Origin of the sequence: Microbacterium luticellae (genome assembly GCF_050408645.1) — a bacterium.
Classification (GTDB): domain Bacteria; phylum Actinomycetota; class Actinomycetes; order Actinomycetales; family Microbacteriaceae; genus Microbacterium.
The window spans coordinates 182494-209098 of sequence record NZ_JBNTKE010000002.1 but is presented as its reverse complement, the minus strand read 5'-3'; the positions used below and the strand labels follow the sequence as shown (position 1 = coordinate 209098).

The following is a 26605-nucleotide window of genomic DNA, read 5'->3' as shown; positions in this document are numbered from 1 at the left end:
GAATATCTCGCGCAATTGTGAGTTTGTGTATACAATAGCCCTGTGAGGGCAAGCGAACGGGCATATACGGCGCTGCTCGACGATATACAGTCGGGCAGGCTACCTGCCGGTGCCGTGGTGGCCGAAGTGGAACAGGCCACGCGCTTGGGTGTGAGTCGCACCCCGCTGCGCGAAGCATTACGGCGACTGGCCGCCGAAGGGCTCGTCGTACAGCAGTCTCCGCGGGTGACCGTCGTGGCCGATCTTGATGCCGACGACGTACGCGCGCTGTTTGAAATACGCCGCGCGCTCGAAGAAACTTCGGCACGTCTCGCCGCCCAACGCGGCGACAGGGCAGTATTTGCCACGCTCGCCGAAGAGTTCGCCGCCGTCGACCTCGGCAACCCCGCCGGTACCGATGCCTATTACACACTCATCGCCCGCTGCGACACCGCGATCGACACGGCAGTAAGAAACGACTACATCAGTTCGGCACTGCGCACCGTGCGCACCCACCTCGTGCGGGTACGGCAAATGGCGCGCGACAAACCCGAGCGCCTCGCAGCATCCGTGCAAGAACACCTGCTGATTACCAAGGCGCTCGCGGCAGGCGACGCCGATCTTGCCGCCCACGCCACGCATGTGCACCTGCACAATGCGCTTGCCAGCATTCTTTTCACCCTCGAAGGTTCAACTACGGGAGGAACCCCATGACCATCAACCATCACGTTCGTGTGTATCGCAGTGAAGAAAACCTGCCCCGCGAAGAACAGTTGGCCTGGCGCATTGCCGAAGTTGCCACCGACCCGGTCGAGGTCGACGCCGATGTGATCGACATGATCATCAACCGCGTTATCGACAACGCTGCTGTTGCTGCAGCCTCGCTCACCCGCCGCCCCGTGAGTGCGGCACGCCAGCAGGCGCTTGACCACCCCGCATCAGTGAACGGCAAGGGCGCCACCGTATTCGGTTGCGCGCTCGAACGCACCACGAGCCCCGAATGGGCAGCATGGGCCAACGGCGTTGCCGTACGTGAGCTCGACTACCACGACACCTATCTCGCCGCCGACTACTCGCACCCGGCCGACAACATTCCCGCGATTCTTGCCGTCGCCCAGCACGTGGGCTCTACCGGCAACGACGTTGTGCGCGGCATCGCCACTGGCTACGAGATTCAGGTCGACCTAGTAAAAGCCATCTGCCTGCACAAACACAAGATCGACCACGTTGCCCACCTGGGTCCGTCGGCGGCCGCAGGTATCGGAACACTCCTCGGCCTCGACACTGCCACCATCTACCAGGCGGTGGGCCAGGCGCTGCACACCACAACCGCCACACGCCAGAGCCGCAAGGGAGAAATCTCTACCTGGAAGGCGCACGCTCCTGCTTTCGCCGGGAAGATGGCCGTTGAAGCGGTTGACCGGGCGATGCGCGGCGAAACCTCACCGAGCCCGATCTATGAGGGCGAAGACGGCGTGATCGCCTGGATGCTCGACGGCCCCGATGCCTCGTACGACGTGCCGCTACCGGCATCCGGCGAACCCAAACGCGCCATTCTCGAGACGTATACAAAAGAGCACTCTGCCGAATACCAGGCGCAGGCACTCATCGACCTCGCACGCCACCTGCACGAGAAAAACCCCGAACTGGGTAACCCCGACAACGTTGAATCAATCGTTATCCACACCAGCCACCACACGCACTATGTGATCGGTTCGGGAGCCAACGACCCGCAAAAATACGATCCCACGGCTTCGCGAGAAACCCTCGACCACTCCATTCCATACATTTTTGCTGTTGCACTGCAAGATGGCAGCTGGCACCACGTTGACTCGTACACGCCCGAGCGCGCGTCACGCCCCGACACGGTGGCACTGTGGCAGAGCATCACAACAGCAGAAGACGAAGAATGGACTCGCCGCTACCACACGCCCGACCCCAACGAGAAGGCATTTGGTGGCCGCGTCGTGATCACACTGCGTGACGGCACAACCATCGAAGATGAGATTGCTGTCGCCGACGCCCACCCGCTGGGTGCCGGATCATTCGGCCGCGAACAGTACGTCAATAAATTCCGGATGCTGGCCGAACCCGTGCTGACACCCGAAGAGATCGAACGGTTCCTCGACCTCGCACAGCGCCTGCCCGAACTCTCGGCACAAGAAGTGGCACAGCTATCGATCGTCGCAAAACCCGGCGTACTGGCTCAGGCACCAGCACCGCGCGGACTGTTCTAAGCACCCACCGCTTGCAACCAGCGAAAGAAGACACCCATGCTGTATTCAACGACAACAGCGGCGCAGAAAAGACAGCAGCTGCGTGAACGGCTTGCATCCGGTGAACTGGTGCGCATGCCGGGCGCATTCAACCCGCTCTCGGCGCGGCTCATCGCACGCAAAGGTTTCGAAGGCGTCTATATTTCGGGCGCTGTAATCTCGGCCGACCTGGGACTGCCCGATATTGGGCTGACAACACTCACCGAAGTGGCGCAGCGCGCCGGACAGATCGCTCGCATGACCGAACTGCCCGCGCTGGTCGACGCCGACACCGGTTTTGGTGAACCGATGAACGTCGCCCGCACCCTGCAAACACTCGAAGATGCAGGCCTTGCTGGAATGCACATCGAAGACCAGGTGAACCCGAAACGGTGCGGACACCTCGACGGCAAAGCGGTGGTCGACACCGACACGGCAGTCAAGAGAATCCGTGCCGCCGCCGATGCGCGCCGCGATGAGAACTTTCTCATCATGGCACGCACCGACATCCGTGCAGTCGACGGCCTCGACGCCGCCATCGACCGAGCGCGCGCCCTGGTCGATGCGGGCGCCGACGCCGTGTTTCCCGAAGCGATGCGCGACCTGAGCGAATTTGAAGCCATGGCTTCAGCGCTCGACGCGCCCGTGCTGGCGAACATGACCGAGTTCGGCAAGAGCGAGCTTTTCTCTGCTGACCAGTTACGCAGCGCCGGGGTGCGCATGGTCATCTGGCCCGTGTCGCTGCTGCGCATGGCCATGGGGGCCGCCGAACGCGCCCTCGACACGCTCACCACCGACGGCCACCTCACGAGCCAACTCGACGCCATGCAACACCGTGCCGACCTCTACGATCTGGTCGACTACGAGCAGTACGGCCATTTCGATCAGAACGTTTATACGTTCACGGTCACGAAGTCGTAGGGGCGGTTAGCTGCCAGCATCCGGGTGCTTCGTGCCTGCGCGGTGAAGAATCGAGCGGGCATGAAGCAGCACGGGTTCGTCGACCATGTGGCCGTCAAAAGAGAACACGCCGCGTTCTCCCACGGCAGCGGCCAGTACGCGGGTAGCCCAGTCGAGCTGGTCGTTCGTGGGCCGGTAGGCGGCACGGATTGTTTCTACCTGCGAGGGGTGAATGCATGCGGTGGCCGAGAACCCGCTGGCAATGGCGTCTTCTGCCTCTGCGCGCAAACCATCTCGGTCGGCAATGTCGACGTGCACGGCATCAATAGCTGCTTTGCCGTAGGCCCCCGCAGCTGTGAGCACCCGCGAACGGGCACTGCGGGCAATGTCTCGATATGAGCCATCGGCGGTGCGGCTCGATGTGCCGCCGAGGCTTGCTACGAGGTCTTCGGCACCCCACATGAGCGCAACAACACGGTCGAGCGCTGCGATGCGTTCGGCCTCAACAACACCGCGCGCTGTTTCGCACAGGGCAATAACGTTGTACCCGGCGGGGAGCTCTGCTAAAGATTCCGGATGCTGCGCCTTGGCCACCATGATTGTACGAAACGGTGTTCGTGTCAGTGCCCGAAGGTCGTGTTCGTGCTCGGCCGAGTCGACGGGGTTAATCCGCACCACGACACGTGCTGGATCCAGCTCGGAGGTGTTGCTGGCGTCGGTGAGAAACTCGCGTGCCTGCGGTTTGGAGTCGGCAGACACGGCGTCTTCAAGGTCAAGAATCACGCCGTCGGCCCGCTCTGCGGCCTTGCGGTACCGTTCGGGTCGGTCGGCCGGGCAGAACAGCAGTGCGGGTCCGGCAGCAAACATGGTCACGATGATTCCTCCGGAGTCATTTTCATCAGCGCCGTGCGCGTAGCTTCGGCAACAATGGTGCCGTGCTGGTTGCGGGCCACGTGGGCGAGCACAACAATGCCCTGCCCGGGGCGTGAGCGCGACGCGCGCTTGGAAACCACTGTACTTTCTACCCGCAGCGTATCGCCGGCAAAAACGGGGTGCGGAAACGAGATATCCGACAGTCCGAGCTGGGCGATGAGAGTGCCCTGTGTGAGGTGGCCCACCGAGAGCCCCACCATGGTCGACAGTGTCCACATCGAGTTCACCAGGGGGCGGCCAAACTCGGTGTCGGCGGCTGCAACGGCGTCGACATGCAATGCCTGCGGGTTCATCGTGAGCGCACTGAACAGCGTGTTGTCGGCGTCTGATACCGTGCGGCCGGGGGTATGCACATAGCGTGCGCCCTCGCGCAATTCGTCGTAGTACAGGCCACGCTGCACCACGGTTTCGGTGGGTTCGGGTGTTTCTTCGGTCATGCCGACTGCTCCATTAAACCCAGGCTGCGTGCAATCACAAGCAGTTGCACCTCGGTGGTGCCCTCGCCAATCTCGAGAATCTTCGAGTCGCGATAGTGGCGGGCCACGGGGTACTCGTTCATAAAACCGTTGCCACCAAAAATCTGGGTGGCGTCGCGGGCGTTATCCATGGCTGCCTCACCCGCAACCAGTTTGGCAATCGCCGCCTCGGTCTTAAACGGTTTGCCGGCGTCGCGCAGACGAGCCGCATGCTGCCAGGCCAGACGAGCCGTGTGCACTCGGGCCTGCATGCGTGCCAGGGTGAACTGCGCGTTTTGCCGTGTGGCCAGCGCCGAACCAAACACGATGCGAGTGCGCGAGTAGTCGACCGCGGCTTCCAAGCATCCTTCGGCAGCGCCCGTGGCGAGGGCAGCGATAGCGATGCGGCCCTCATCAAGAATGTGCAAGAAGCCGGCAAAGCCGCGCCCGCGCTCACCGAGCAGGTTGTCCTGTGGCACGCGAGCGTCAGCAAAAGATAGCGGGTGCGTGTCGGAGGCATGCCAGCCGACCTTGTCGTAGGCCGGCTCGACCGTGAACCCGGGGGTGCCGTGGGGCACGATAATTGTCGAGATCTCTTTACGGCCGTTGTTTTCGCCCGTGACGGCCGTGACCGTGACGAAACGGCTGATGGGTGTGCCCGAGTTGGTAATGAACTGCTTTGCGCCGTTGATCACCCATTCGTCGCCGTCGAGGCGCGCGGTTGTTCGGGTAGCACCGGCGTCAGACCCGGCATCCGGTTCGGTTAACCCAAAACCGGCCAGCGCCTCACCCGCCAAAAGCTCACCCAAATACTGTTCTTTTTGGGCATCGGTACCAAACAAGTAGATGGGCATAGCGCCCAGGCTCACCCCGGCTTCGAGGGTGATCGCAATCGACTGGTCGGCGCGCGCAAGCTGTTCGATCGCTAAACCGAGCGCAAAATAGTCGCCGCCCTGCCCGCCGACCTCTTCGGGAAAAGGCAAACCAAACAGGCCCATCTGGCCCATGCCGGCAACAACATCCATCGACAGGGTCTTGGTGCGGTCGGCCTCATAGGCCTGGGGTGCAACAACCTCATCGGCAAAGTCGCGCACCATATCGCGCAGCTGCTGCTCTTCTTCTGTCATTTCGATTGTCATGATTACTCTCCCGGGGTAGGGGTTGGTGCTGTGGACAGCGTTGCGGCGGCGTCGGTTGAGCTTGTGGCAACAACCTGCGCCAGCACCTGGTCTTTGCGTACCTGATCACCCACCGCGGCCAGCACACGCACCGTGCCGTCCATGGGCGCTGTGAGCGGGTGTTCCATTTTCATTGCTTCGATCGTGACAAGGCGTGCCCCCGCAGCAACCTCGTCGCCGTCGTTCACATGCACGGCCACGACAGCACCCGGCATGGGCGCTGCCACATCGGGGTTGCCGCCACCCGCCTCATACTGCTTCTCGGCGCGGCGCATGCGAGCCGCCCGCTCGCGCGACACCGACTGCAACCGTGTGGTGACACCCGCGTCATGCACCCACACGACATCGCCGTCGAGCACCGTCACAACGCCGGGATCCGGCGCGACCGCGGGTATCTGCACGGCGGGCAGTAGCGCGCCGTCGGATCCCACAAATTCGACCACACCGCGCTGCGGCTCACGCGCAGAACGCCAGCCCGAACCCGAACGCCACAGGGGTGACGCATGCGACATAGCGCGGCCGCTCTGCGCCTGCGCCTGGCGGTGCTCGGCCACACACAGCGCGGCTGCCGACAGTGCAGCAGTAGTCGCGGGTGGGTCGGAGAAGGGTGGCATCCGGTCAATAAACCCGGTGTCGATGGTGCCAGCGCGCACATCGGGATCGGTGAGTAGCGTGCGCAAGAAGTCAATATTGGTTTCTACGCCCGCAAGAACCGTGTGGGCGAGGGCACGGTCGGCGGCGGCGAGGGCTTCTTCGCGCGTGGCGGCGTGCGTAATGACCTTGGCGATCATCGGGTCGTAGTGCGAAGAAACCACACTGCCTGTTTCGACGGCGCTATCGGTGCGCGCCCCCGGCGCGGCCTGCCACAGTGCCACCCGGCCTGTGGCCGGAAGAAAGCCGCGTGCCGGGGTCTCGGCATACACCCGCGCCTCGACCGCGTGACCGGTCAAAGAAATATCGTGCTGCGCGAGCGCGAGGGGCTTCCCCGCAGCTACCAGCAGTTGTTGCTGCACCAGGTCGACTCCCGTCACCATTTCGGTGACCGGATGCTCCACCTGCAGCCGCGTATTCATTTCAATAAAGAAGAACTCATCGGGCTGGTCGGCCGACACCAAAAATTCCACGGTGCCCGCGCCCGCATAGTCGACGCTGGCCGCCGCCGCACACGCCGCAGCCCCCAGGCGTTTGCGCGTCGGTTCGTCAATGATGGCCGAGGGTGATTCTTCGATCACCTTCTGGTGTCGCCGCTGCAGTGTGCACTCGCGTTCGCCCAGGTAAATAATCGAACCGAAGTTGTCGCCCAGCACCTGCACTTCAATGTGGCGCGGGCGAGTAATCAGCCGCTCTAGTAGCAGAGTTTCGTCACCAAAAGATGCCCGCGCTACACGCCGAGCCGTCGCCAGCGCTTCGGCCAGCTCGCCCCGGTTATGCACCTCGTGCATGCCTTTGCCGCCACCACCGGCCGAGGGCTTAATAAGCAGCGGGTATCCGGCGGCATCGGCGGCGGCAGCAATGTCGTCGTCGCTCATACCCGCGGCACTAAATCCCGGAACCGTCGGCACACCATGCCCGGCCACATGCTCTTTCGAGCGAATCTTGTCGCCCATCACGTCGAGCGCATGCACGCTCGGGCCAATAAAAACGATGCCCGCGTCGGCACAGGCCCGCGCAAAATCGGCGTTCTCCGACAAAAATCCATACCCCGGATGCACCGCTTCCGCGCCACTGTCGACGGCCGCAGCGATCACTCGCTCGATGTTCATATACGACTCCGCTGCCGGGGCGGGGCCCACGCGAACGGCGTGGTCGGCCTCGCGAACATGCGGGGCAGTGGCATCCGGGTCGCTATAAATAGCAACCGAGGTGATGCCCTGCTCACGCAGCGTGCGAATAACGCGGCGCGCGATTTCGCCGCGGTTGGCAACAAGAACGGTTGAAAAAGGCATGGTGGTCACATTCTGAAAATGCCGAAGCGGGGTTCGGGCAGGGGAGCGCGCGCAACAACATCGAGGGCGAGGCCGAGCATGGTGCGGGTGTCTCGGGGGTCAATAATGCCGTCGTCCCATAGGCGTGCGGTGGCGTAGTAGGGGCTGCCCTGTTCTTCGTATTTTTTGCGGATGGGCTGCTGAAACGCGGCTTCGTCGTCGGCCGACCATTCCACGCCCTGCGCCTCGTACTGGTCGCGTTTGACGGTGCTCAACACCGAAGCGGCCTGGGTGCCGCCCATCACCGAGATGCGGCTGGCGGGCCACGTCCACATAAAGCGTGGTGAGTAGGCACGGCCGCACATGGCGTAGTTTCCGGCACCAAAAGAGCCACCAATGACCACGGTCAGTTTGGGTACGCGTGTGGTGGCAACGGCCGTGACCATTTTTGCGCCGTCGCGGGCGATGCCTCCGGCTTCGGCGTCTTTACCCACCATGAAGCCAGAAATGTTCTGCAAAAATAACAGCGGCACCCCGCGCTGATCGCACAGTTCAATAAAGTGCGCACCCTTTTGCGCCGATTCACTAAACAGCACGCCGTTATTGGCCACAATGCCCACCGGATGCCCGTGAATACGCGCAAACCCGGTAATCAGGGTGTCGCCGTATTCGCGTTTAAACTCATGCAGTTCGCTGCCGTCAACGAGCCGGGCGATCACCTCGCGGGCTTCGTAGGGCTGGTTCACATCGACGGGCACAACACCCAGCAGCTCATCGGGGTCGGCCTCGGGGGCCACCGATGCTGTGATCTCCCACGCGGGAGCCTGCGGAGCCGGAAGGGTTGCCACAATATCGCGCGCGATGTCGAGAGCGTGCTCGTCGTCGTCGGCCAGGTGGTCGGCCACTCCCGAGCGACGAGCGTGCAGTTCACCGCCGCCCAGTTCTTCGGCCGTGACGACCTCGCCAATCGCGGCCTTCACCAGGGGAGGGCCACCCAAAAAGATTGTTCCTTGGCCGCGCACAATAATTGTTTCGTCGCTCATGGCGGGTACATAGGCGCCTCCGGCCGTGCACGAGCCGAGCACGGCAGCGATCTGCGCGATACCCTCGGCCGACATGCGTGCCTGGTTAAAAAAGATGCGGCCAAAGTGCTCGCGGTCAGGAAAAACCTCGTCTTGCAGGGGCAGAAAAGCCCCACCCGAGTCGACCAGATAGATGCAGGGCAGGCGATTCTCGAGTGCGATCTCCTGTGCCCGCAGGTGCTTTTTGACGGTGAGTGGAAAATATGTGCCGCCCTTCACCGTGGCATCGTTGGCGATCACCATCACGTGGCGGCCGTGCACCACGCCAATTCCGGCAATGACTCCCGCGCCGGGTGCCTGCCCGTCGTACATGTCGTCGGCGGCGAGGGGCGAGACCTCAAGAAAAGGACTCCCCTCATCCAGCAGCCTGTCGACCCGGTCGCGCGGTAACAGCTTGCCGCGATCGCGATGCTTCTGCCGTGAGCGTTCAGGACCGCCGAGTGCCGCCTGCGCCATGCGCTCGCGCAAGGCTTCGGCCAGCGCACGCTGGGCGTCTGCCTGCTGCACAAATTGTTCGTCGCCGGAGTGAATCGCGGTGGTGAGTACGGCCATCGGTGGCTTCCCTCTCCGTTGCGCAACACTGCGCAAAACGGTTAGTGTTCATTAACTGAATGAGTCCAGGCTAACCAGAGGAGCACGTAATGGCAAGCACCATATTTCGTGCCTCAGCGGCCGCGGGCACCCCGAGGGCACAGTCCAAAGCGCTCCGACGCCTCGCCATACTGCAATCGGCCACCCACCTGTTTGCCCAGCACGGCTATACCCGCGTCAGCCTCGAAGACATCGGTGCCGCCGTGGGTGTGAGCGGCCCCGCCGTGTACCGCCACTTCGCCACCAAACAGGCACTACTGGGGAGCATTCTTCTCCACGCCAGCACCCACCTGCTGCACGGCGGAGAAAACGTTATCGCCACCACACCCCGCCCCGAAGAACAGCTGCGCGCCCTCATCGACTTTCACGTCGACTTCGCCGTCACCGACCCCGACGTCATCCGCGTGCACGACCGTGAACTGAGCAACCTCACCGCCGACGACCACCGCACCGTACGGCATCTGCAACGCGCCTACGTTGAACACTGGGTCGACGTGCTGTGTCTGTTGCATCCGGAACCCTCCCGCACTGAACAGCGCATGCGCGCCCACGCCACCTTTGGGCTCATCAACTCCACCCCGCACAGCCTGCAAGCACTCGCCGAAAAACCCAGCGACATGCTCACCCGCACCACGCTGGCACGCATGGCACTGGCAGCCGTACGCGGGTGACTGTACGCGGTTGACGAAAAAATTCGCGTGTTGCCGCCACGTATGACATGCTCCTGACAAGACCCGTCTACGGAACACCCACCGTGACGAGTCGGCATCCGAAATGCGAGCGAAGGAGCAGGCATGTCCGATTCCGACATCAAAAAAGGCCTCGCCGGAGTCACCGTCGACGAGACGGCAATCTCCAAGGTCAACCCCGAAACCAATAGCCTGCTGTACCGCGGCTACCCGGTTCAAGAACTCGCGGCAACCCAGCCCTTCGAGGCCGTCGCGTACCTGCTGTGGCACGGTGAACTGCCGGATGCTACGCAGCTAGCCGAATTTCGTTCCGTCGAACGTGCCCACCGCGCACTGCCTCGCGAGGTGCGTGCCGGCATCGACCTCTTGCCGCTCTCGGCACACCCCATGGACGAAATTCGCACGGCCGCGAGCATTATTGGTGCCACCGACACGGCCGGGGCGGCCTCGGTGCTCGACGCCAGTGGCACGCCAGAAGAAAACTTGGATCGCAGCATCCGGCTCTTTGCTGCCCTACCTGCCGTGGTTGCTTACGGCCAGCGCCGTCGTCGTCAGCAAGAACTCATCGAACCCCGAGATGACCTCGACTACTCGGCCAACTTTTTATGGATGACCTTTGGCGAAATGCCCGACCCGGTTGTGGTTGACGCCTTCAACCGGTCGATGATTCTGTACGCCGAGCATTCGTTTAACGCCTCAACCTTCACCGCCCGCGTCATTGCCTCAACGCTCAGCGACCTCTACTCGGCTGTCGTCGGCGCCATCGGTGCCCTCAAAGGACCCCTGCACGGTGGCGCAAACGAGGCCGTACTGCACGTATTCAACGAGATCGGCGACCCCGACAACGTCACCGACTGGCTTAACAAAGCGCTCGCCGAAAAACGCAAGATCATGGGCTTCGGCCACCGTGTCTATAAGAGCGGCGACTCGCGCGTACCCACCATGAAAGAGGCGCTCGACTCGCTCGTCGAACACTTTGACCGCCCCGAAGTGGCCACACTCTACGATGCGCTCGAAAACGAATTTGTGTCGCGCAAGGGCATCTACCCCAACCTCGACTACCCCTCCGGCCCCGCGTACGACCTCATCGGATTCGACACGCTCACCTTCACGCCCCTGTTTGTAGCCGCGCGAGTCACCGGCTGGACCGCACACATCATGGAACAGATGTCGTCCAACGCGCTGATTCGGCCACTTTCGGCCTATATCGGCACCGAAGAGCGACACGTGCAGCTCTAATTCGAGCTGGGTAACGGGCGGGCCAGTAGCATCCGGATGCCGCTGCCCGACCCGGATGCCGGTGCCCGGCCGCCGTCATTGCTGTCGCCGCTCCTGCCGCTGTCCCTGCCGCGCAAGTCCCTAGCGTTGTCAGCCTTACTTGATAACCTGTGCACCGTGACTGACCGGAACTCTGAACAACCAGCGACCCCTGAGCCTACGGGCAATGGCGCGGAAACAACGTCTTCTTCCTTAACAGGTGCCACGGGGGGCCACCTAGAGGGCACGAATTTCTCGAGCGAAAACTCGGGCAACAGCGGTGCGTCAACCGCCGAAACTCCGGCCGACAATGGCGGGGGCGCTGATGCGTCTGGTGCTGGTGCTGGTGTGGATGCTGATGCTTCTGCTGCTGCGGATGCTGGCGCTGGCGCGGCTCCCGGTGCTGACGAGCCAGGGCAGCCGGATGCCCCGTCGGCAGCGTCCGAGGCTGACGCCGAGCCGTACGACCACAATGCCGTCGCTGCATTCGAGCAGCCCGCATCCCCTGCCTATGGCCAGCCCGACGCCCACACGCCACACGAGTCTGCTGCGCCCTCATACCCGGGCGCAGCAACACCCGCCTACCCCGGTGCCGGTGCGCCATCGTACCCCGGTGCTGCGGCGGGTGCTGGCGTTGATGCTGGTGCCGGTGCATTCGAGCAGCCGGCTGGTGAGCAGTCAGCGCAGTCTGGTGCATACCCCGGTGCTGCCGGTGCTGGCGGTGCTGCTGCGGCCGCTGCTGGTGGTGCTGCGGGCGCTGCGGGCGCTGCCGGATGGAGTGCGCCGGGTCAACCAGCACAGCCTGGCCAGACTGGACAGCCGGGGCAGTACGGCCACGCCGAGCAGGCAGGTCAGCATGCCCAGGCAGGCCAGTATGGTCAGCCAGGCCAGCCAGGCCAGCCCGGCCAGTATGGTCAGGCGGGCCAGTACGGTCAGGCAGGTCAGCCCGGCCAGCCAGGCCAGGGGCACTACGGCTACCCGGTGAACCCGGCCGCGCCGGGTGCAGCATCCGGTGGCAAAAAATCTGGCGGACCGGGCAAGCTGATTATGATCATTACGATCATCGTTGTCGGCGTCTTGCTGCTCGGCGCGATCATTGCCGGCGCATTTATGGTGTTCCGCAACATTGCCGGTGGCGGTGGCTCCGCCGGGTCAGTCGGCTCTGCCGACGAAGCCGTCGAAGACTTCCTCACCGCCATCGCTGAGGGCGATGCCGACAGGGCATCCGGCTACCTCAGCTCGAGCGGTGAAACCTACCTGATGACCGACGAAATTCTTGCGGCATCCAACGAACGCGCACCGATCACCGACATCGAAGTGGGCGAGCCTTCAGGGTCGGGCTACAGCCAAACCGTCAATGCCACATTCATGGTTGGCGACACCGAAGTGAAGCGCAAATTCGAAGCCTACGAAATCGGTGGCGACTGGTCGATCCGTAACGGGGCGATCCGTATGTATGTGAACGACCTCACCGACCTCGGCTTCAACGTCAACGGTACCGAGATCGAATCCAGCGTGGTCACGCTACTGCCCGGTAGCTACCAGTTCACACTCGACAACGAATACTTCGAATTCAGCGGCGGCGACGAGTTCGTCATCGCCCGTGACGTCGACGCCGACAAGGTCTCGAAGGCACTCGACGCGGTCCTCACCGAAGACGCCCTCGGCACCTACCGCACACTCGTTGCCGACTCCCTCAACGAGTGCTTGGAAATGACAAGCCTGTCAACACCGTGCGGAATGGATGTCTCCGACGTTGACCTCAACGACTACACCGTCATCGAAGACTCGGTCACGCGCAAGCTCGACGCAGAAAGCCGCAAAAAGCTCGAGAAGCTCACGGGAGAATCGTCGTACTCAACGCCCACCCTCGTCAGCACCTACGAGTACTTCCGTGTTGACATCACCGTCAAGGGCAAGAAGGGCTCCGAAACGGCAGAGTTCAATGTATACGGCGGTAGCCGTATCGGAAAACCGGTCGTCGACTTCTCACAAGAGCCGCTCACCGTCGAATGGGAATAAACACCAGCCGACGCCACAGCGCGTAAAGCAATAACACAGTGAACAGGGCCGATACGGCAGCATAAATAGCGCCGTATCGGCCCTGACTTGTACACAACCGCACCATGCCGCGCCCCAAAAACTTTCACCGCAACGTACACTCATGGCGATGAACGAGGCAGAAACCACCCCGGCACGTGCTCGCCGCGCAGGAGTACGCGACGTCGCAGCCCTCGCCGGTGTTTCACGCCAAACCGTCTCACGCGTGCTCAACCAGCACCCCGATGTCGCCGAAGCAACAAAACAACGCGTACTCCACGCCGTCGACCAACTCAGCTACCGCATGAACAATGCCGCCCGCGCACTCGGCACCCGCCGATCGCACATGATCGGCATCCTCGCACCCAACGCACTCCACTACGGTCCCTCACGCAGCATCGAAACAGTTGAATCGGCGGCGCGCGCTGCCGGATACTGGGTAACCGCCGCCTTCGCCAACGTGAACGACAAACAGGCCGTCCAGTCCGCCGTCGATCACCTGCTGTCGCAGTCCGTTGACGGACTCGTCGTGGTCGCCCCACACGCAACCACACTCGACGCCGTCGAAAAGCTGCACGTTGAAATCCCCGTCGCCGTACTGCATGCTGCAGGGCGAGAGGCATCCGGGCTCTCGATCGACCAGGTCGCCGGCGCACGCCTAGCCACCGCTAACCTGCTCGAAGCAGGCCACCTCTCCCTCGCCCACATCGCAGGGCCCACCGACTGGCTCGAAGCCGAAGCACGCGCCGCGGGCTTCACCGAAGAAATACGCCGCCACCCGGCAGCCACCTGCACCATCATCGCCGGAGACTGGACCGCACACGCCGGATACCAAGCCGCCGCCGCCGTCATAGCATCCGGAGCCACCGGCGTCTTCGCTGCCAACGACCAAGTAGCACTCGGCCTCATCCGTGGCCTGCGTGAAAAAGGCGTCACCGTGCCCCACGACATCAGCGTCGTCGGCTTCGACGACGTGCCCGACGCCGCCTACTACTGGCCGCCCCTCACCACCGTGCGCCAAGACTTCGACGAACTGGCTCGCCGAGCCGTCGCCCGGCTGGTGACGCGCGGGGCCGACAGTGGCTCTGCGTTTGGGATGCTGCATCCGGAACTCATCGTTCGCGACTCTGTTGCCGCGCCCTCCGTCACATAGGTGAGGTGGTGCGGCCTGCTCCGACCGACCTTGCCGTGCCTGCCTTGCCGGGATGCGCCCCGTGCGTTGCCGGGATGTGCCGTGTCTGGCGCTGCTCCGGCCTAACCGGTCCTGTCCTGTCCTGTTTGCCTTGCCCCGCCCGACGCATTGCCGAGAACAGGAAGACTGCCGGACGGCGCATGTTTTGGCTACAATCGTGCGTCTTTCGGCAATCTTCCTGTTCTGGGTCAACGGCGAGGGATTGACCGCGTAAGTTCCGGATGCGACAATCATTGTGACCGGTCACAGTAGGCTGACGTGCGGCAAGCCTCGGCACAGCAGGGCGAGGTGCTGCAAGATCACGGCGCAGCCAGCCACTGGCCACAGCGAGGGGCATCAAATGAGCATGAACGACAACAGCGGCGACGCAACCACGCTCGCCGAACGCATTGATCAGGCGCGACGCGAGGTCACCGGGCTGCATGCCGAACTGGTGCGCAATGGCCTGGTGGTGTGGACCGGCGGCAATGTGTCTGGCCGGGTTGCGGGCACGGATATGTTCGTCATTAAGCCTTCGGGCGTCAGCTACGACGACCTCGCGCCCGAAAATATGGTGCTGTGCCATCGGGACGGAACCGTGGTGGCGGACTCGCAGGGCAGCGAACGCGCACCATCCAGCGACACGGCGGCGCACGCATACGTGTACCAAAACATGCCAGAGGTCGGGGGAGTGGTGCACACTCACTCCACGTTCGCGGTGGCGTGGGCAGCGCGTGGCGAAGAAATTCCGTGCATCATTACCGCCATGGCCGATGAGTTCGGCGGACCCATCCCGGTTGGGCCATTTGCCATCATCGGCGACGACTCGATCGGTCGCGGCATTGTTGAAACACTGCGGGGCCACCGTTCGCGAGCAGTGCTCATGAAAGGCCATGGCCCGTTCACCGTCGGCGTTACCCCGCGCGACGCCGTGAAGGCCGCCGTCATGGTCGAAGATGTTGCCCGAACAGCGCACTTTGCCCTGCAGGCCGGCTCGATTGAGCCCCTCGCCCCCGAAGCGATTGATCAACTCTACGATCGATACCAAAACATTTACGGCCAAAGCGGAGATGATCGACGATGACACACTCGCAGTCCACAACCACCGAGACCGCCAACCTGCTGCGGGCAGGAAAAGCAGTACTTGGCATTGAGCTGGGCTCAACTCGCATCAAGGCATGTCTTATTGATCCGCAACACCGGGTCGTGGCCACGGGAAGCCACGCGTGGGAGAACAGCTTCGATAACCGCTTATGGACGTACCCGATCGAGGCCGTATGGGAAGGCTTGCAGGCGGCGTATGCGGCACTCGTCGCCGAAAGCGAGCAGCGATATGGCGTGCGTCCGCACGCGTATGCAGCGGCAGGAATATCGGGCATGATGCACGGTTACCTGCCCTTCGATGCATCGGGTAACCTTCTTGCCCCTTTCCGCACGTGGCGCAACACCAACACTGTGCAGGCCGCGGCCGAGTTGAGCGAACTGCTCGAGATCAATATTCCCTTGCGCTGGTCGATCGCACACCTGCATCAGGCAATGATCGACAACGAGCCGCACGCGGGTGACGTGCAGTTCTTCACAACGCTCGCCGGATACGTACATGAAAAACTCACGGGCCGTCGCGTCTTGGGTGTTGGCGATGCATCGGGAATGTTCCCCACCGATTCGGCCACGTGCGACTGGGATGCTGAACGGCTCGGTAAGTATCAGGCCCATGCCGAGCAGCTTTTGGGGGAGCGCAGCATCCGGAATATGTTGCCTGAGGTGCTGAGCGCCGGCGACGATGCCGGAGTGCTCACGGCCGAGGGCGCTGCGTTGCTCGACCCCACGGGCGCACTGCAGGCGGGAGTGCCGATGTGTGCTCCGGAAGGAGATGCCGGAACGGGAATGGTGGCAACGCACGCTGTCGCCCCGCGCACCGGTAACGTCAGCGCGGGCACGAGCATTTTTGCGATGGTGGTTCTTGAACGGCCCCTGCGCCACGCACACCCCGAACTCGACCTCGTCACGACCCCTGCCGGCGATGCGGTTGCCATGGTGCACTGCAACAATGGTGCGAGCGAACTGGCGGCCTGGGTGGGCATGTTTGCGCAGTTTGCCGAGGCAGCAGGCTGGCAGATATCGGACGACGACGTTTACGAAACCCTGTTCACGCAGGCTTTACAGGCAGAGCCGGATGCCGGTGGCCTTGTGGCCTATAACTATCTGGCCGGCGAACCCATCACGGGGCTCGAAGAAGGACGGCCGCTGTTTGTGCGCACTCCCGATAGCCGCTTTACGCTCGCGAATGCGATGCGCGCCCAGCTCTACGGCGTTTTTGGCACGCTGAGCCTCGGCATGCAGGTGCTGGAATCGGAAGGGGTTGAACTTGACCGCATGTATGCGCACGGCGGAATGTTTAAAACTGCCGGTGTCGCACAACGCCTTCTTGCTGCCGCGCTGCGGGCTCCTGTTGCGGTCGGCGAGACGGCTTCGGAAGGCGGGGCGTGGGGTATTGCCGTGCTTGCTGCCTACCTCGGCAGCGCCGACACCATAACCCTCAGCGAGTACCTCGACACCCGAGTATTTGCCGACACCCACGACGCAGTGGCAGAACCGGATGCTGCCGACGTCGCCGGCTACCTCGAGTATCTGGACCGCTACCGCGCCGGGCTTGCCATAGAGGCCGCCGCCGTTGACGCGCTATAGGGCGCTGCATAAGCGCGCTACAAACAGGAGCACGATTGATGACCCGCACGCCGCTCGCTACCACTTTCGACAACTACGAAGTGTGGTTTCTTACCGGAAGCCAGCATCTTTATGGCCCAGAGACTCTCGCGCAGGTGGCCGAGCAGTCGCAGCACATCGCACACCAGTTCGATGAGGCCAGCGATGTTCCGGTGCGCATCACGTGGAAACCCGTGCTCACCGACACCGACGCTATTCGCCGCATCATGCTCGAAGCCAATGCTGATGACCGTGTGATCGGTGTGATCACGTGGATGCACACGTTCAGCCCCGCCAAAATGTGGATCACGGGACTCGACCAGCTGCGCAAACCTCTGGCACACTTGCACACGCAGGCCAATGTTGAGCTGCCGTGGAGCACCATCGATTTTGACTTTATGAACCTCAACCAGGCCGCGCACGGCGACCGCGAGTTTGGGTACATTCAGTCACGCCTCGGCGTGCCCCGTAAAACCATCGTGGGCCACTACAGCGACGCCCGCACGCGCGAAGAACTCGCCAGCTGGCAGCGGGCCGCAGCGGGGCTTGCCGCTTCACGCAGCCTGAAGCTCGCACGCTTTGGCGACAACATGCGTTACGTCGCCGTGACTGAGGGCGATAAAACCGAGGCAGAACTGCGGCTGGGCGTGCAGGTTAACACGTGGGGTGTAAATGAGCTTGCGGATGCTGTGCATGCAGCATCCGGCAATGAAATCGATGCCCTCATCGATGAATACGAAGAGCTCTACGATGTCGCTGCCGAGCTTCGTCGTGGCGGTGACCGCCACCAGTCGCTGCGTGACGGGGCGGCGATCGAAGTGGGTCTGCGCACGTTTCTTGAAGAGGGTGGCTTTGGCGCGTTCACCACCTCTTTTGAAGATCTTGGTTCGCTACCCCAACTGCCGGGCCTTGCCGTGCAGCGGCTCATGGCTGAGGGATACGGCTTCGGCGCAGAGGGCGACTGGAAAACTGCCGTGCTCGTGCGCATCGCCAATGTGATGGGTGCGGGCCTGCCGGGCGGTGCGAGCCTCATGGAGGACTACACCTACAACCTCACTCCCGGTGAAGAGCTCATTCTGGGTGCCCACATGCTCGAGGTGTCTCCGTCACTGGCGTCAACCAAGCCGACTCTCGAAGTGCACCCTCTGGGTATTGGCGGTAAAGACGACCCCGTGCGGCTTGTTTTCACTGCCGACCCGGGGCCTGCCGTGGTGGTGGCGATGAGCGACATGCGCGACCGGTTCCGCCTTACTGCGAATGTTGTCGAAAGTGTTGTGCCCCCGCACGACCTGCCCCACTTGCCGGTAGGACGGGCCGTGTGGAAGCCCGCGCCCGACTTTCGGACCAGTGCGACGGCCTGGCTGATAGCCGGCGCCGCCCACCACACGGTAATGTCGAACGCTATAGGTATTGATGTGTTTCGTGATTTTGCTGACATGTCGGGCCTGGAACTGCTGGTTATCGACGACACCACCACGGTCGACGATTTTCAGCGGGAGGTGCGTTGGAACCAGGCGTACTACCGGTTGGCACGGGGGTTGTAAATATGAGAGTTCAGGAACGTTCGGGGCGGCAGCTTCAGATTCGCGCGAATGGTTATGAGGCAACGATCGCAACAGTTGGCGCTACGCTGCGCCAGTTGCAACACAACGAACGAGACCTGATCGTACCTTTCGATGCCGATGAGCTGCGCCCGCACAGCCGCGGCGCCACGCTCGCACCCTGGCCCAACCGTATTGCTAACGGCGCCTACACGTTTAATGGCTCGGAATATCAGCTGCCGCTGAGTGAGCCTGCGCGCAATAATGCGATTCACGGACTGGTGTCGTGGGTCGATTTTCAGGAACGCGTGGTTGTGGCCGACCGCATCGTGCTCACCACGATCATTGCGCCCATGCCGGGCTACCCGTTCCGGGTTGAGGTCGAAGTGGAATACACCATCGACGCTTCGGGGCTCACTCAAACGGTCACCGGCCGCAACCTCGGCGCTGATCCGGCACCATGGGGCACCGCGCCGCACCCATATTTGAAGGCGGGCACGGCAACCCCGGCACCGGGGGCGGGAGCGGTAGATGAGTGGATACTGCGGCTACCGGCATCCGAAGTTCTTACCGTCGATGAACGGCTGCTGCCTGTGGCGGTAGAAAGCATCGATGCCCACCCCGCGTGGGACTTCCGCGAACCACGAAAAATCGGTACCACCTTCTTGGACTATGCGTTCACCGGTCTCACGCGTGACAGCGACCTCGCGACGGTCGAAGTGCGCACTACCGATGGCTCAGGCGTAGGAATCGCTTTTGACGAGGGCCTGCCGTGGGTGCAAATTCACACCGCCGACAATCCCAACAAACCTGCTTCGCATCGCGCCGGTCTGGCTGTAGAACCCATGACCTGTCCACCGGATGCTTTTAACTCGGGCACCGACCTAATTATTATCGAGCCGGGCGAAGAACACGCTGCTTCGTGGCGCATCTTTACGCTGTAGCCGAGGTGGGCGCGCGTTAGTCGAGATCGCGGAGAACGCGGGCCGGTACCCCGCCGACTACGGTGCGCGGCGCCACGTCGCGGGTGACGACAGCCCCCGCTGCAACAACGGCGCCATCACCGATGGTCACTCCCGCGAGTACGGTTGCGTTCGCGCCGATCCACACGCCGTTGCCGATGATGATGGGCCGTGGAATAGTCGTTGCACGGTGCTGAGGGTCAAGATCGTGGTTGAGCGATGCGAGTACGACATTATGGCCAATGAGTGCGTCGTCACCGACACGGATACCGCCCTGATCTTGAAACCGGCAACCACTGTTGATGAATACGCGTTCGCCGAAGACAGTGTTCTTACCGCAATCGGTGGTGAACGGAGGGAAGAGACGGAATGAGTCGGGTACCCGCCGGTCGGTGATGCGAGACATGATCTCGACGCGCTCTTCCGGCGTCGTGTATCGACTATTGAGTTCCATGCACAGGCGAATGGCTTCGTCGGCGAGTTCATTCATCTTGTGTGCCAGATCTGTGCCCGGCCCGGCTGCTTCGCCAGCATTCATCCGCGAAAGAAAGTCGTCCGTTTCCATGGCAAATAAGCCCTCTCTTGTTTCGTCTAGAGCCCTTGCCCGGCATCCCACAGGCGTTCGGTGTGGCCCGAGAGTAGGGCGTCGACCGAGAGCGCCTGTGCGTCGGTGAGCGATGCGACGTAGTCGATGATGCCGCGGCCGCGGGCGAGCCGCTGTAGGTCGGCGCTGCTTTTTCCTTCGACGAGTTCGGGGGAGTCAGCAGCGAGGCGACGGTAGTCGTCGGCGGCGAGGTCGAGCAGGTCGATGAGTCGGCGGGGTGCGCGGCGCGCATCGTAAGGGTCGTCCAGCCACGCGGTGATGCCGTCGACGAGACGCTCGAGCACACTGGCTTGACCGCGCTGATAGACAGCAAGGTCGGGGCGTTCGAGAATAAACCGCTGGTGCAAAAATTTCAGCACCGCAACCTCATGCCACGTCTGTTTGTTGAGGCTCACGTGGCCTGAGCGGTCGTCCGGATGCCGGTGTACTTCGATCGATGATTGCAGACGCGCGATCCAGTCGGTCGTGAACCGGGCCAGGCCCCGTTCGCTTGCGAGCGAACCGTCGAAAGGTTCGGCGATAAGGCCGTCGACCACTTCGCTGGCCACTTTTGTTACGGCATCGCTAAAAGCATCCGGGTCGGCAATCCACGAGTCTTTGCGGTGAAGGTGACGCCACAGTAGTTCGAGCGAGTGGCCGGGGGCTCGGGTGTTGACGGCGAGAGTTTCTTCATCGGCCGTGCGCAGGCGAGCCAGGTTGCGCTGCCACGAATGGAACTCGTTTGCGAGCGTCGTGGCGTTGAGAAGCCCAGCGCGATAAAAGTCGTCGAGGTCGTGCAAGGAGTAGGCGATGTCGTCAGAGACATCCATGATGGAACACTCAACAGTCTGCTGGCCTGGTTCGATGAGCGGGTATGCGGTGAGTGCTTGCCGGGCGTCTTGCTCGTCAATCGCATAAAAGTTGTATTTGGTGGCCCCACCGCGACGCTGCCCGCCAAGGCCGCGCCGCCACGGATATTTCAATACTGCCGTGCGCACAGCAGCCGTGAGGTTGAGCCCTACACCAGGGCGATCGTGCTCATCGAGGCGCGTAAGAATCCGGTACGTCTGGGCGTTGCCCTCAAACCCTTCACGCAAACCAAAACGGTCGCGCGCGAGCCTGTCGAGAGTCTGCTCACCCAGGTGACCGAACGGCGGATGCCCCAAATCGTGCGCTGCCGCGGCCGCTTGAACCACTACCGGATGCGCGCCGCCCAGCTCGGCAACCGTGCGACTGGCTTCATCGGTGCGCGTATAAAGATGAGTGGCTATAGCTCGAGCAACCGCGGCCACTTTAATCGAATGAGTGAGCCGGTTGTGCACGGCAAGACCGGCGCCCGCCTGCGAGATTACTTGCGTCACGGCCGAGAGTCGCGAATAGAACGGTGAGAACCTTATGCGCTCAATATCGACTCGAAAATGCGGATGCCCCTCGGCCTGCTGAAACTCGTTAAGCGTTTCGGGCAGGCGGCGTTCTTGACGAGGATCCAGCGACGAAGTGGGCATGAACCCAGTGTGGCACGGGTGCGCGTGTGGGCAGGGCTGCCCCGTACGCCTTTTTCGCGACCGGACGCAACATGCCGTTATGGGGCGAGCGTAGCGGCGTGTTTCGTCCGGCGGCGCTGGTTATTAGCATCCGGGGGCTGATGGATTGACGGTACACGGAGCATCAACGAGAACAGTGCGCGTGGAGTACACCGTGACGGTCTGCGTGACCGTGGGGCCGTTGAGCGTGCCGGGGATGGCGTACCAGCCACCGCCGAAGTCGAGATCGGCAACGTACGTGGCCGTATACGATGCTGTTTTTGTGCCGCGCTGAGCATAGATGTGGCTCGTCGCGGTGGGCGTGAAAGTGAGGAGGTCGCTTTCTGCCCACGTGAACGCGGTTTCGGTTGTGGTGATCGAGTTACCGTCGCCAAAATCGTAGTGGTGCTCGACCGGCGTGAACCGCACACGTATCGGGTAATCGAACAGAGTGCCCTCGGCAATGTGCGTTTGCGCGTCGCCCACAAAATTGGCGGGGCGCCCCGTAATAGCAATATTGAGCGGCTCAACGATCAGCGTCGTATCGGTGGGAACAAAACGGGCGAGATCGCTGATCGTCACCGGCGGAATAGCGTTTTCACCCTCATCATCGGGGTCTGTCGGACCAATCGGCACAAAACACAGCCGTGCGTCATCAAAATATTCTAGACACCGGTCGAAGTCAGACTCCTGCGGGCCATCACTATCGCCCGGCCCGTCACCCCAGTCAGCGTTATCCCCTCCATCCGGGCCCGGACCACTGTTGTCCCCTCCCGGTGTTCCCGGAAAATCCCACTCATCGCCGACGTTCACGCCGCCGTCATCGTCGGGCTCGGCCCATGGGCAACGATCCAGATTGCCCCAATAACCGCAGTCTGATGAAGCACTAGGTGTTTTGTCCAACCCCGTCGTCAGTAATAGCGCAACAAGTACTTCTAGCATTCTTTGGTCCGTACTGCCTCAGCTGCGGCGATTATGAACATGTCGCCGTCTTGCTTGAAGGTTATTCGTCGGGCAGACAGGTCGGGTCGGTCATCGGGAGTCAGTTTTTTTCCGTCGCTATCGACGATGTGCGCATTACTGATGTCTTCGCAGATGAGTGCAATCACCGTTGTGTTGTCAATAGTTTCGTATGGCCGAAACCATAAAAGTTCTGTGCTGCCCACTATGGACTGGCCGTCGAGGATGCCGTTGACAACACTTTTGCGTTCACCAGCAAAATATGATTTTGTCGAGAACCGCGCCAAACGGTCTATGTCGCTAATATCTGTGTAGTCCAGCGTTTCAATCTCGGCCAAGTACTCCCGGAACGTTTCTTCGGCCAGCGCGAATGCTTCTTCTTCTGTGAATGTTGGGTCAGGGGTTGGTGTGGGCGTTGGCGTGGTCGTGGGTGACGAGCATCCGGCAATTGTGGTGGCGAGCACGAGAGCAACGGTGGCGGCGCAGATTCGGGGGAGAAGGTTCACGTCGATGACTGTAGCCACATCAAGATTTTGGGGAGCGGTCTTATCCACAGGCCGTGCGCACTGCCACGTGTGTGGAGCCGCGGGCGTTGGGCGTGCTGCTTTCGCCGCCGGTCACAACATGCCGTATTGCAGCATCCGGATGCGGCGTGTCTTGCCCGGTCGCGCAGGGCAGCGGCAGGCACTCCTTTGCCACAGGGCACAACACGCCGTTATGTCCGCACGAGTAACGGCGTGTTGCGTCCGGTCGCGGAAAAGGCGTGAGCACGGGGACGGTCATGAAGCCAGGCATCCCCGGTAACGCACCAGGGCAAAGCAAAACCCCCGCGATGTAGAAGCTACGCGAGGGTTTCTGGGACCGTTGTAACGACGGTCCTTGTGGCTCCGACCGGCATCGATCCGGTGACCTTTCGATTTTCAGTGTAAAATATTGATACGGAAATACGCGATAAACCGCGTAAACATACGGATTCTCCCCGTATGGCTCCGTACGGTTCCGTACTGCTATGGGTGTACTTGGGTGTACCGGGCGTGACGGAGAAAGGTTACTGACATGGCAACGAAACAACGTCGAGGACATGGCGAAGGTGCACTGTTCCAACGGAACCCGCCGCACGGCCTATGGGTAGCGCGGATCGAACTACCTGCCGGATCGTCCACCAAACGGCGACGCAAAGAAGTCACGGCCAAAACTAAAGACTTGCTCCAAGCGAAGCTTCGCGAGTTCCGCCGACAGTTCGCTATCCACGGCGACCTGCCAGACGCAGGTAAACCACTCGAAGCGTGGATCGAATACTGGCTATCCGAGATAGCACCCGACCGGGTACGTCCGACCACTCTTCGAGGGTACAAGTCGACAATGGCGCACGTCGTCGCCGCGATCGGCAACGTACGCATGGACAAACTCAAACCGGCGCACATCCGGCGACTACACGACGCGATGGACGAAGCCGGCCTCACGTCAACCTATGCGAACTCCGCGCACCGGATACTGTCACGCTGCCTCAAAGATGCGCGCGCTGAGGGCATCCTCGAATGGAACCCCTGCGAGGTCGTAGACGCGCCACGAAAAGAAGTCCCGCAGCTGCACGCGCTCGACGTTGACCAGGCCGTGAAAGTTATCGAGTCAGCGATACCCGAGCTTGACGGCCGCACCGAGGTTTACAGTCCATACCCGGCGATGTGGGCAGTCGCACTACTCACCGGCATGAGGCGCGGCGAGCTAATCGGCATGGAACTCGATCAACTGTCGCCGGACGCCTACGACCTACGCTGGCAGATACAGCGCATCGCGAGCATCGATAACGCCCCGAAAGACTACGAATACCGTGAGCTCTACGGGAGCCTCTACCTGGTGCCGGTGAAAACACAGTCCGGTAAACGTGTCATCCCGATAGTCGAGCCGTTAGCGACGATTCTTCGCTTGCACCTGCAGCGCGCACCAAAGAACAAGTACGGCCTAATCTTCACCACGCCCGAAGGTCTACCGTTCGACCCCGACACTGTTACTGCTGCGTGGGAAACCGCATCGAAACAGTACACCGACGATCGCGTACGCCTGCACGACCTGCGTCACACAACCGTCGACCTGCTGCTCGAAGCGGGCGTGCCCGAAGATGTTGTGGTCGAGATAGTCGGACACGCCGACCGGATGACAACACGAGGATACAAGTCACGCCACAAGCTCATACGCCGCCAAGAGGCCATGAAGATGTTCACCGAACACCTTGGCATCACCGGCCTAGGAACATAAACGTCAAATCGCCCGACACTTTCACGGTGTCGGGCGATTTTTTTGTTTCAACGTGTCAATAAGTTAGCGCGGGAAGAATCTCGGCATCATGCACGAGCACGAGCGGCACCGTGTTCGATCCGCCGATGCGAGTGTCATAGGTGAATGTCATCATCACCGTGACCCACAGCTTCACATGGTCTTTCTCCATGAGTTCATCGAAGATCGGGCAGTCGTACTCCCAGTCTCCTGACACGGCCGCTGCCGAATGCGTGTAGTCGAACGATGTATCTTTCATCGACCCTTCAAGATCAACGAGCATCATGCACTTGCCCGACGAAGCATCCAACTGGAAGATGCGACCGTAAACGATCAGTTCTGTGCCGACGTGTGCTGTTGCATCACGAGCGATCAAGGAGAACTCTCGATCGCTCACTTCGGTGAAGCCGCTGAGGTCGACAGTCTCGACATCGGCGGGCTCCGGTAATGGTTCAGTGGGCAGATCGTCTGCTAACGGTTCCGCAGTCTCTTCGACAGTCTCCGACGCGGCGACCGGCGCGCTGCGAGGCTCCGAGGGGATCATCGCGGCGATACAGCCCGTCAACGGCAGACATGCGGCCACCACCACGGCCGTTAACCAAATACGTTTCACCATTACTCCGATCACGCAGCTAACCGAATCTCACCACGCAGTAAACCTTGGCGGTAAACATCAATCACGCGCTTCGTGGTGCCGAGCTCGTGAGCAATATAGCCGGAATCAAGACTCAACCGCTCAGCGCGCGCATATGCGACCGGATCAACAATCAGTCGAGCCGCTTCACGCCATGCCCGCCACTCGGTAGCCGGATGACATGACCGATCGCGATACAGCGCATGCGCGTATTCGTGATGCAGAGTCTCTTGTTCAAGAACATGCGTTAGCCCCATCCGCACAAGAATGCGCCGCTCGTCATCGAGGTACGCACCCAGCCGGTACGAGGGGAGGTCGTTGGTGTATTCCAACGTGACCCCCAGATCATCGATCCAATCAACGACGCTCTTGTCGCGGAATGGGTTCATTCATTCTCCTGCTCTTGTCTCGCCTGCCAATCATGATCGTCATAGGCAGCTAGTGCCACATCATCCTGTAGACCAGGGACATTGAGAGCCGTCAGCCTCGACGCTTGTGCGAGCCTGCTACCGAGCATCAACACGACATCGGTTTGCGCTGTCGCCCGAGCATGCTGCGGAAGATTCTGGAAGATCGGCGCAGTAGACGCGATAAACGCGCGAGTGTCCTCGTCGTACCGGTCGAGGTCGGAAACTTGTGGAACACCGAGCACTTCGAGCACTTTACGAAGGTTGCCGGCATGCGCCGCGCGAACACCACGTTCGAGAGTTCCGTACGTCTTTAGGGAGATTCCAGCGGCCTCAGCGACCTCGCTTTGAGTGAGTCCACGCGCGGTTCTTATTTCTCTGACCGTTTCCCCAAGAGCGGCCCTTTCTTCGGCATTTAGGGCATCAACATCAACCATGCCGCGAAGCAGTTCTTGCCCATTCCCTCTGGTAGTCATAGGGACAGTAAAGCATAAGTTACCCATTTAGCCAACCATGTGGGTAACTTCACTCGAAAGCTACTTGCATTGCTCTGGGTAACT

General features: G+C 61.7%; 25 protein-coding genes. 12 read left to right on the top strand and 13 right to left on the bottom strand.

Annotated elements, in window-relative coordinates:
- Window positions 1-42 precede the first annotated feature (42 nt).
- The 3 genes from ACQUSW_RS06670 to prpB are packed head-to-tail and all read left to right on the top strand — an operon-like array spanning window position 43 to window position 3155.
- Window positions 43-693 (top strand): GntR family transcriptional regulator, encoded by a 651-nt coding sequence (locus ACQUSW_RS06670; RefSeq protein ID WP_428931509.1) that lies wholly within the window; start codon window positions 43-45, stop codon window positions 691-693.
- Window positions 690-2216: an MmgE/PrpD family protein gene (locus tag ACQUSW_RS06665; RefSeq protein ID WP_428931508.1), complete on the top strand. Its 1527-nt coding sequence runs from the start codon at window positions 690-692 to the stop codon at window positions 2214-2216. Before ACQUSW_RS06670 ends, ACQUSW_RS06665 begins: the two co-directional genes overlap by 4 nt.
- A gap of 36 nt (window positions 2217-2252) precedes the next feature.
- Complete coding sequence (gene prpB, locus ACQUSW_RS06660; RefSeq protein ID WP_428931507.1) at window positions 2253-3155, top strand: methylisocitrate lyase; 903 nt, start codon at window positions 2253-2255, stop codon at window positions 3153-3155.
- A 6-nt stretch (window positions 3156-3161) separates the two neighbouring features.
- Here prpB and ACQUSW_RS06655 read toward each other — a convergent pair whose 3' ends face one another.
- The 5 genes from ACQUSW_RS06655 to ACQUSW_RS06635 are packed head-to-tail and all read right to left on the bottom strand — an operon-like array spanning window position 3162 to window position 9259.
- Window positions 3162-4001 carry an HpcH/HpaI aldolase/citrate lyase family protein gene (locus ACQUSW_RS06655; RefSeq protein WP_428931879.1) on the bottom strand — a complete coding sequence of 280 codons (840 nt, stop codon included), beginning with the start codon at window positions 3999-4001 and terminating at the stop codon, window positions 3162-3164.
- A 2-nt stretch (window positions 4002-4003) separates the two neighbouring features.
- Window positions 4004-4504, bottom strand: a complete 501-nt coding sequence (locus ACQUSW_RS06650) for a MaoC family dehydratase (protein WP_428931506.1) — start codon at window positions 4502-4504, stop codon at window positions 4004-4006.
- On the bottom strand, window positions 4501-5661 hold the full coding sequence (locus ACQUSW_RS06645; protein WP_428931505.1) for an acyl-CoA dehydrogenase family protein: 1161 nt from the start codon (window positions 5659-5661) through the stop codon (window positions 4501-4503). Before ACQUSW_RS06645 ends, ACQUSW_RS06650 begins: the two co-directional genes overlap by 4 nt.
- A 2-nt stretch (window positions 5662-5663) precedes the next feature.
- Entirely contained in the window at window positions 5664-7646 is a 1983-nt protein-coding gene (locus ACQUSW_RS06640) for an acetyl/propionyl/methylcrotonyl-CoA carboxylase subunit alpha (RefSeq protein WP_428931504.1), read from the bottom strand.
- Between the two features lie 5 nt (window positions 7647-7651).
- On the bottom strand, window positions 7652-9259 hold the full coding sequence (locus tag ACQUSW_RS06635) for a carboxyl transferase domain-containing protein (protein ID WP_428931503.1): 1608 nt from the start codon (window positions 9257-9259) through the stop codon (window positions 7652-7654).
- 89 nt (window positions 9260-9348) lie between these two features.
- Here ACQUSW_RS06635 and ACQUSW_RS06630 point away from each other — a divergent pair, with 89 nt between their 5' ends.
- From ACQUSW_RS06630 to ACQUSW_RS06595, 8 genes are all read left to right on the top strand, one after another.
- A complete protein-coding gene (locus ACQUSW_RS06630; protein ID WP_428931502.1) occupies window positions 9349-9969 on the top strand; it encodes a TetR/AcrR family transcriptional regulator in 621 nt (206 codons plus the stop codon).
- 123 nt (window positions 9970-10092) lie between these two features.
- A complete protein-coding gene (locus tag ACQUSW_RS06625) occupies window positions 10093-11226 on the top strand; it encodes a bifunctional 2-methylcitrate synthase/citrate synthase (protein WP_428931501.1) in 1134 nt (377 codons plus the stop codon).
- A 156-nt stretch (window positions 11227-11382) separates the two neighbouring features.
- Window positions 11383-13266 (top strand): hypothetical protein, encoded by a 1884-nt coding sequence (locus tag ACQUSW_RS06620; RefSeq protein ID WP_428931500.1) that lies wholly within the window; start codon window positions 11383-11385, stop codon window positions 13264-13266.
- Between the two features lie 148 nt (window positions 13267-13414).
- Entirely contained in the window at window positions 13415-14437 is a 1023-nt protein-coding gene (locus ACQUSW_RS06615; protein WP_428931499.1) for a LacI family DNA-binding transcriptional regulator, read from the top strand.
- A gap of 379 nt (window positions 14438-14816) precedes the next feature.
- Window positions 14817-15539: an L-ribulose-5-phosphate 4-epimerase gene (locus ACQUSW_RS06610; RefSeq protein WP_428931498.1), complete on the top strand. Its 723-nt coding sequence runs from the start codon at window positions 14817-14819 to the stop codon at window positions 15537-15539.
- Complete coding sequence (locus ACQUSW_RS06605) at window positions 15536-17143, top strand: xylulokinase (RefSeq protein WP_428931497.1); 1608 nt, start codon at window positions 15536-15538, stop codon at window positions 17141-17143. Before ACQUSW_RS06610 ends, ACQUSW_RS06605 begins: the two co-directional genes overlap by 4 nt.
- 38 nt (window positions 17144-17181) lie before the next feature.
- Window positions 17182-18705 (top strand): L-arabinose isomerase, encoded by a 1524-nt coding sequence (gene araA / locus ACQUSW_RS06600; protein WP_428931496.1) that lies wholly within the window; start codon window positions 17182-17184, stop codon window positions 18703-18705.
- Between the two features lie 2 nt (window positions 18706-18707).
- On the top strand, window positions 18708-19646 hold the full coding sequence (locus ACQUSW_RS06595) for an aldose 1-epimerase family protein (RefSeq protein ID WP_428931495.1): 939 nt from the start codon (window positions 18708-18710) through the stop codon (window positions 19644-19646).
- 16 nt (window positions 19647-19662) lie between these two features.
- On the opposite strand, the gene ACQUSW_RS06590 is transcribed toward ACQUSW_RS06595, so the two are convergent.
- The 5 genes from ACQUSW_RS06590 to ACQUSW_RS06570 form a co-directional block, all read right to left on the bottom strand.
- Window positions 19663-20229, bottom strand: coding sequence for a DapH/DapD/GlmU-related protein (locus tag ACQUSW_RS06590; RefSeq protein ID WP_428931494.1), 567 nt, complete (start codon window positions 20227-20229; stop codon window positions 19663-19665).
- A 26-nt stretch (window positions 20230-20255) separates the two neighbouring features.
- Window positions 20256-21752 carry a deoxyguanosinetriphosphate triphosphohydrolase family protein gene (locus tag ACQUSW_RS06585; protein ID WP_428931493.1) on the bottom strand — a complete coding sequence of 499 codons (1497 nt, stop codon included), beginning with the start codon at window positions 21750-21752 and terminating at the stop codon, window positions 20256-20258.
- Between the two features lie 123 nt (window positions 21753-21875).
- On the bottom strand, window positions 21876-22712 hold the full coding sequence (locus ACQUSW_RS06580) for a hypothetical protein (protein WP_428931492.1): 837 nt from the start codon (window positions 22710-22712) through the stop codon (window positions 21876-21878).
- Entirely contained in the window at window positions 22706-23254 is a 549-nt protein-coding gene (locus ACQUSW_RS06575; protein ID WP_428931491.1) for a hypothetical protein, read from the bottom strand. The genes ACQUSW_RS06580 and ACQUSW_RS06575 overlap by 7 nt, the downstream gene beginning before the upstream one ends.
- 22 nt (window positions 23255-23276) lie before the next feature.
- On the bottom strand, window positions 23277-23513 hold the full coding sequence (locus ACQUSW_RS06570) for a hypothetical protein (protein ID WP_428931490.1): 237 nt from the start codon (window positions 23511-23513) through the stop codon (window positions 23277-23279).
- 273 nt (window positions 23514-23786) lie between these two features.
- Here ACQUSW_RS06570 and ACQUSW_RS06565 point away from each other — a divergent pair, with 273 nt between their 5' ends.
- Entirely contained in the window at window positions 23787-24986 is a 1200-nt protein-coding gene (locus ACQUSW_RS06565; RefSeq protein ID WP_428931489.1) for a site-specific integrase, read from the top strand.
- Window positions 24987-25041: 55 nt separating this feature from the next.
- On the opposite strand, the gene ACQUSW_RS06560 is transcribed toward ACQUSW_RS06565, so the two are convergent.
- The 3 genes from ACQUSW_RS06560 to ACQUSW_RS06550 are packed head-to-tail and all read right to left on the bottom strand — an operon-like array spanning window position 25042 to window position 26482.
- Entirely contained in the window at window positions 25042-25620 is a 579-nt protein-coding gene (locus ACQUSW_RS06560) for a hypothetical protein (RefSeq protein ID WP_428931488.1), read from the bottom strand.
- 8 nt (window positions 25621-25628) lie between these two features.
- Window positions 25629-26027 (bottom strand): hypothetical protein, encoded by a 399-nt coding sequence (locus tag ACQUSW_RS06555; protein WP_428931487.1) that lies wholly within the window; start codon window positions 26025-26027, stop codon window positions 25629-25631.
- Window positions 26024-26482 (bottom strand): helix-turn-helix domain-containing protein, encoded by a 459-nt coding sequence (locus ACQUSW_RS06550; RefSeq protein WP_428931486.1) that lies wholly within the window; start codon window positions 26480-26482, stop codon window positions 26024-26026. Before ACQUSW_RS06550 ends, ACQUSW_RS06555 begins: the two co-directional genes overlap by 4 nt.
- Between the last annotated feature and the right edge of the window lie 123 nt (window positions 26483-26605).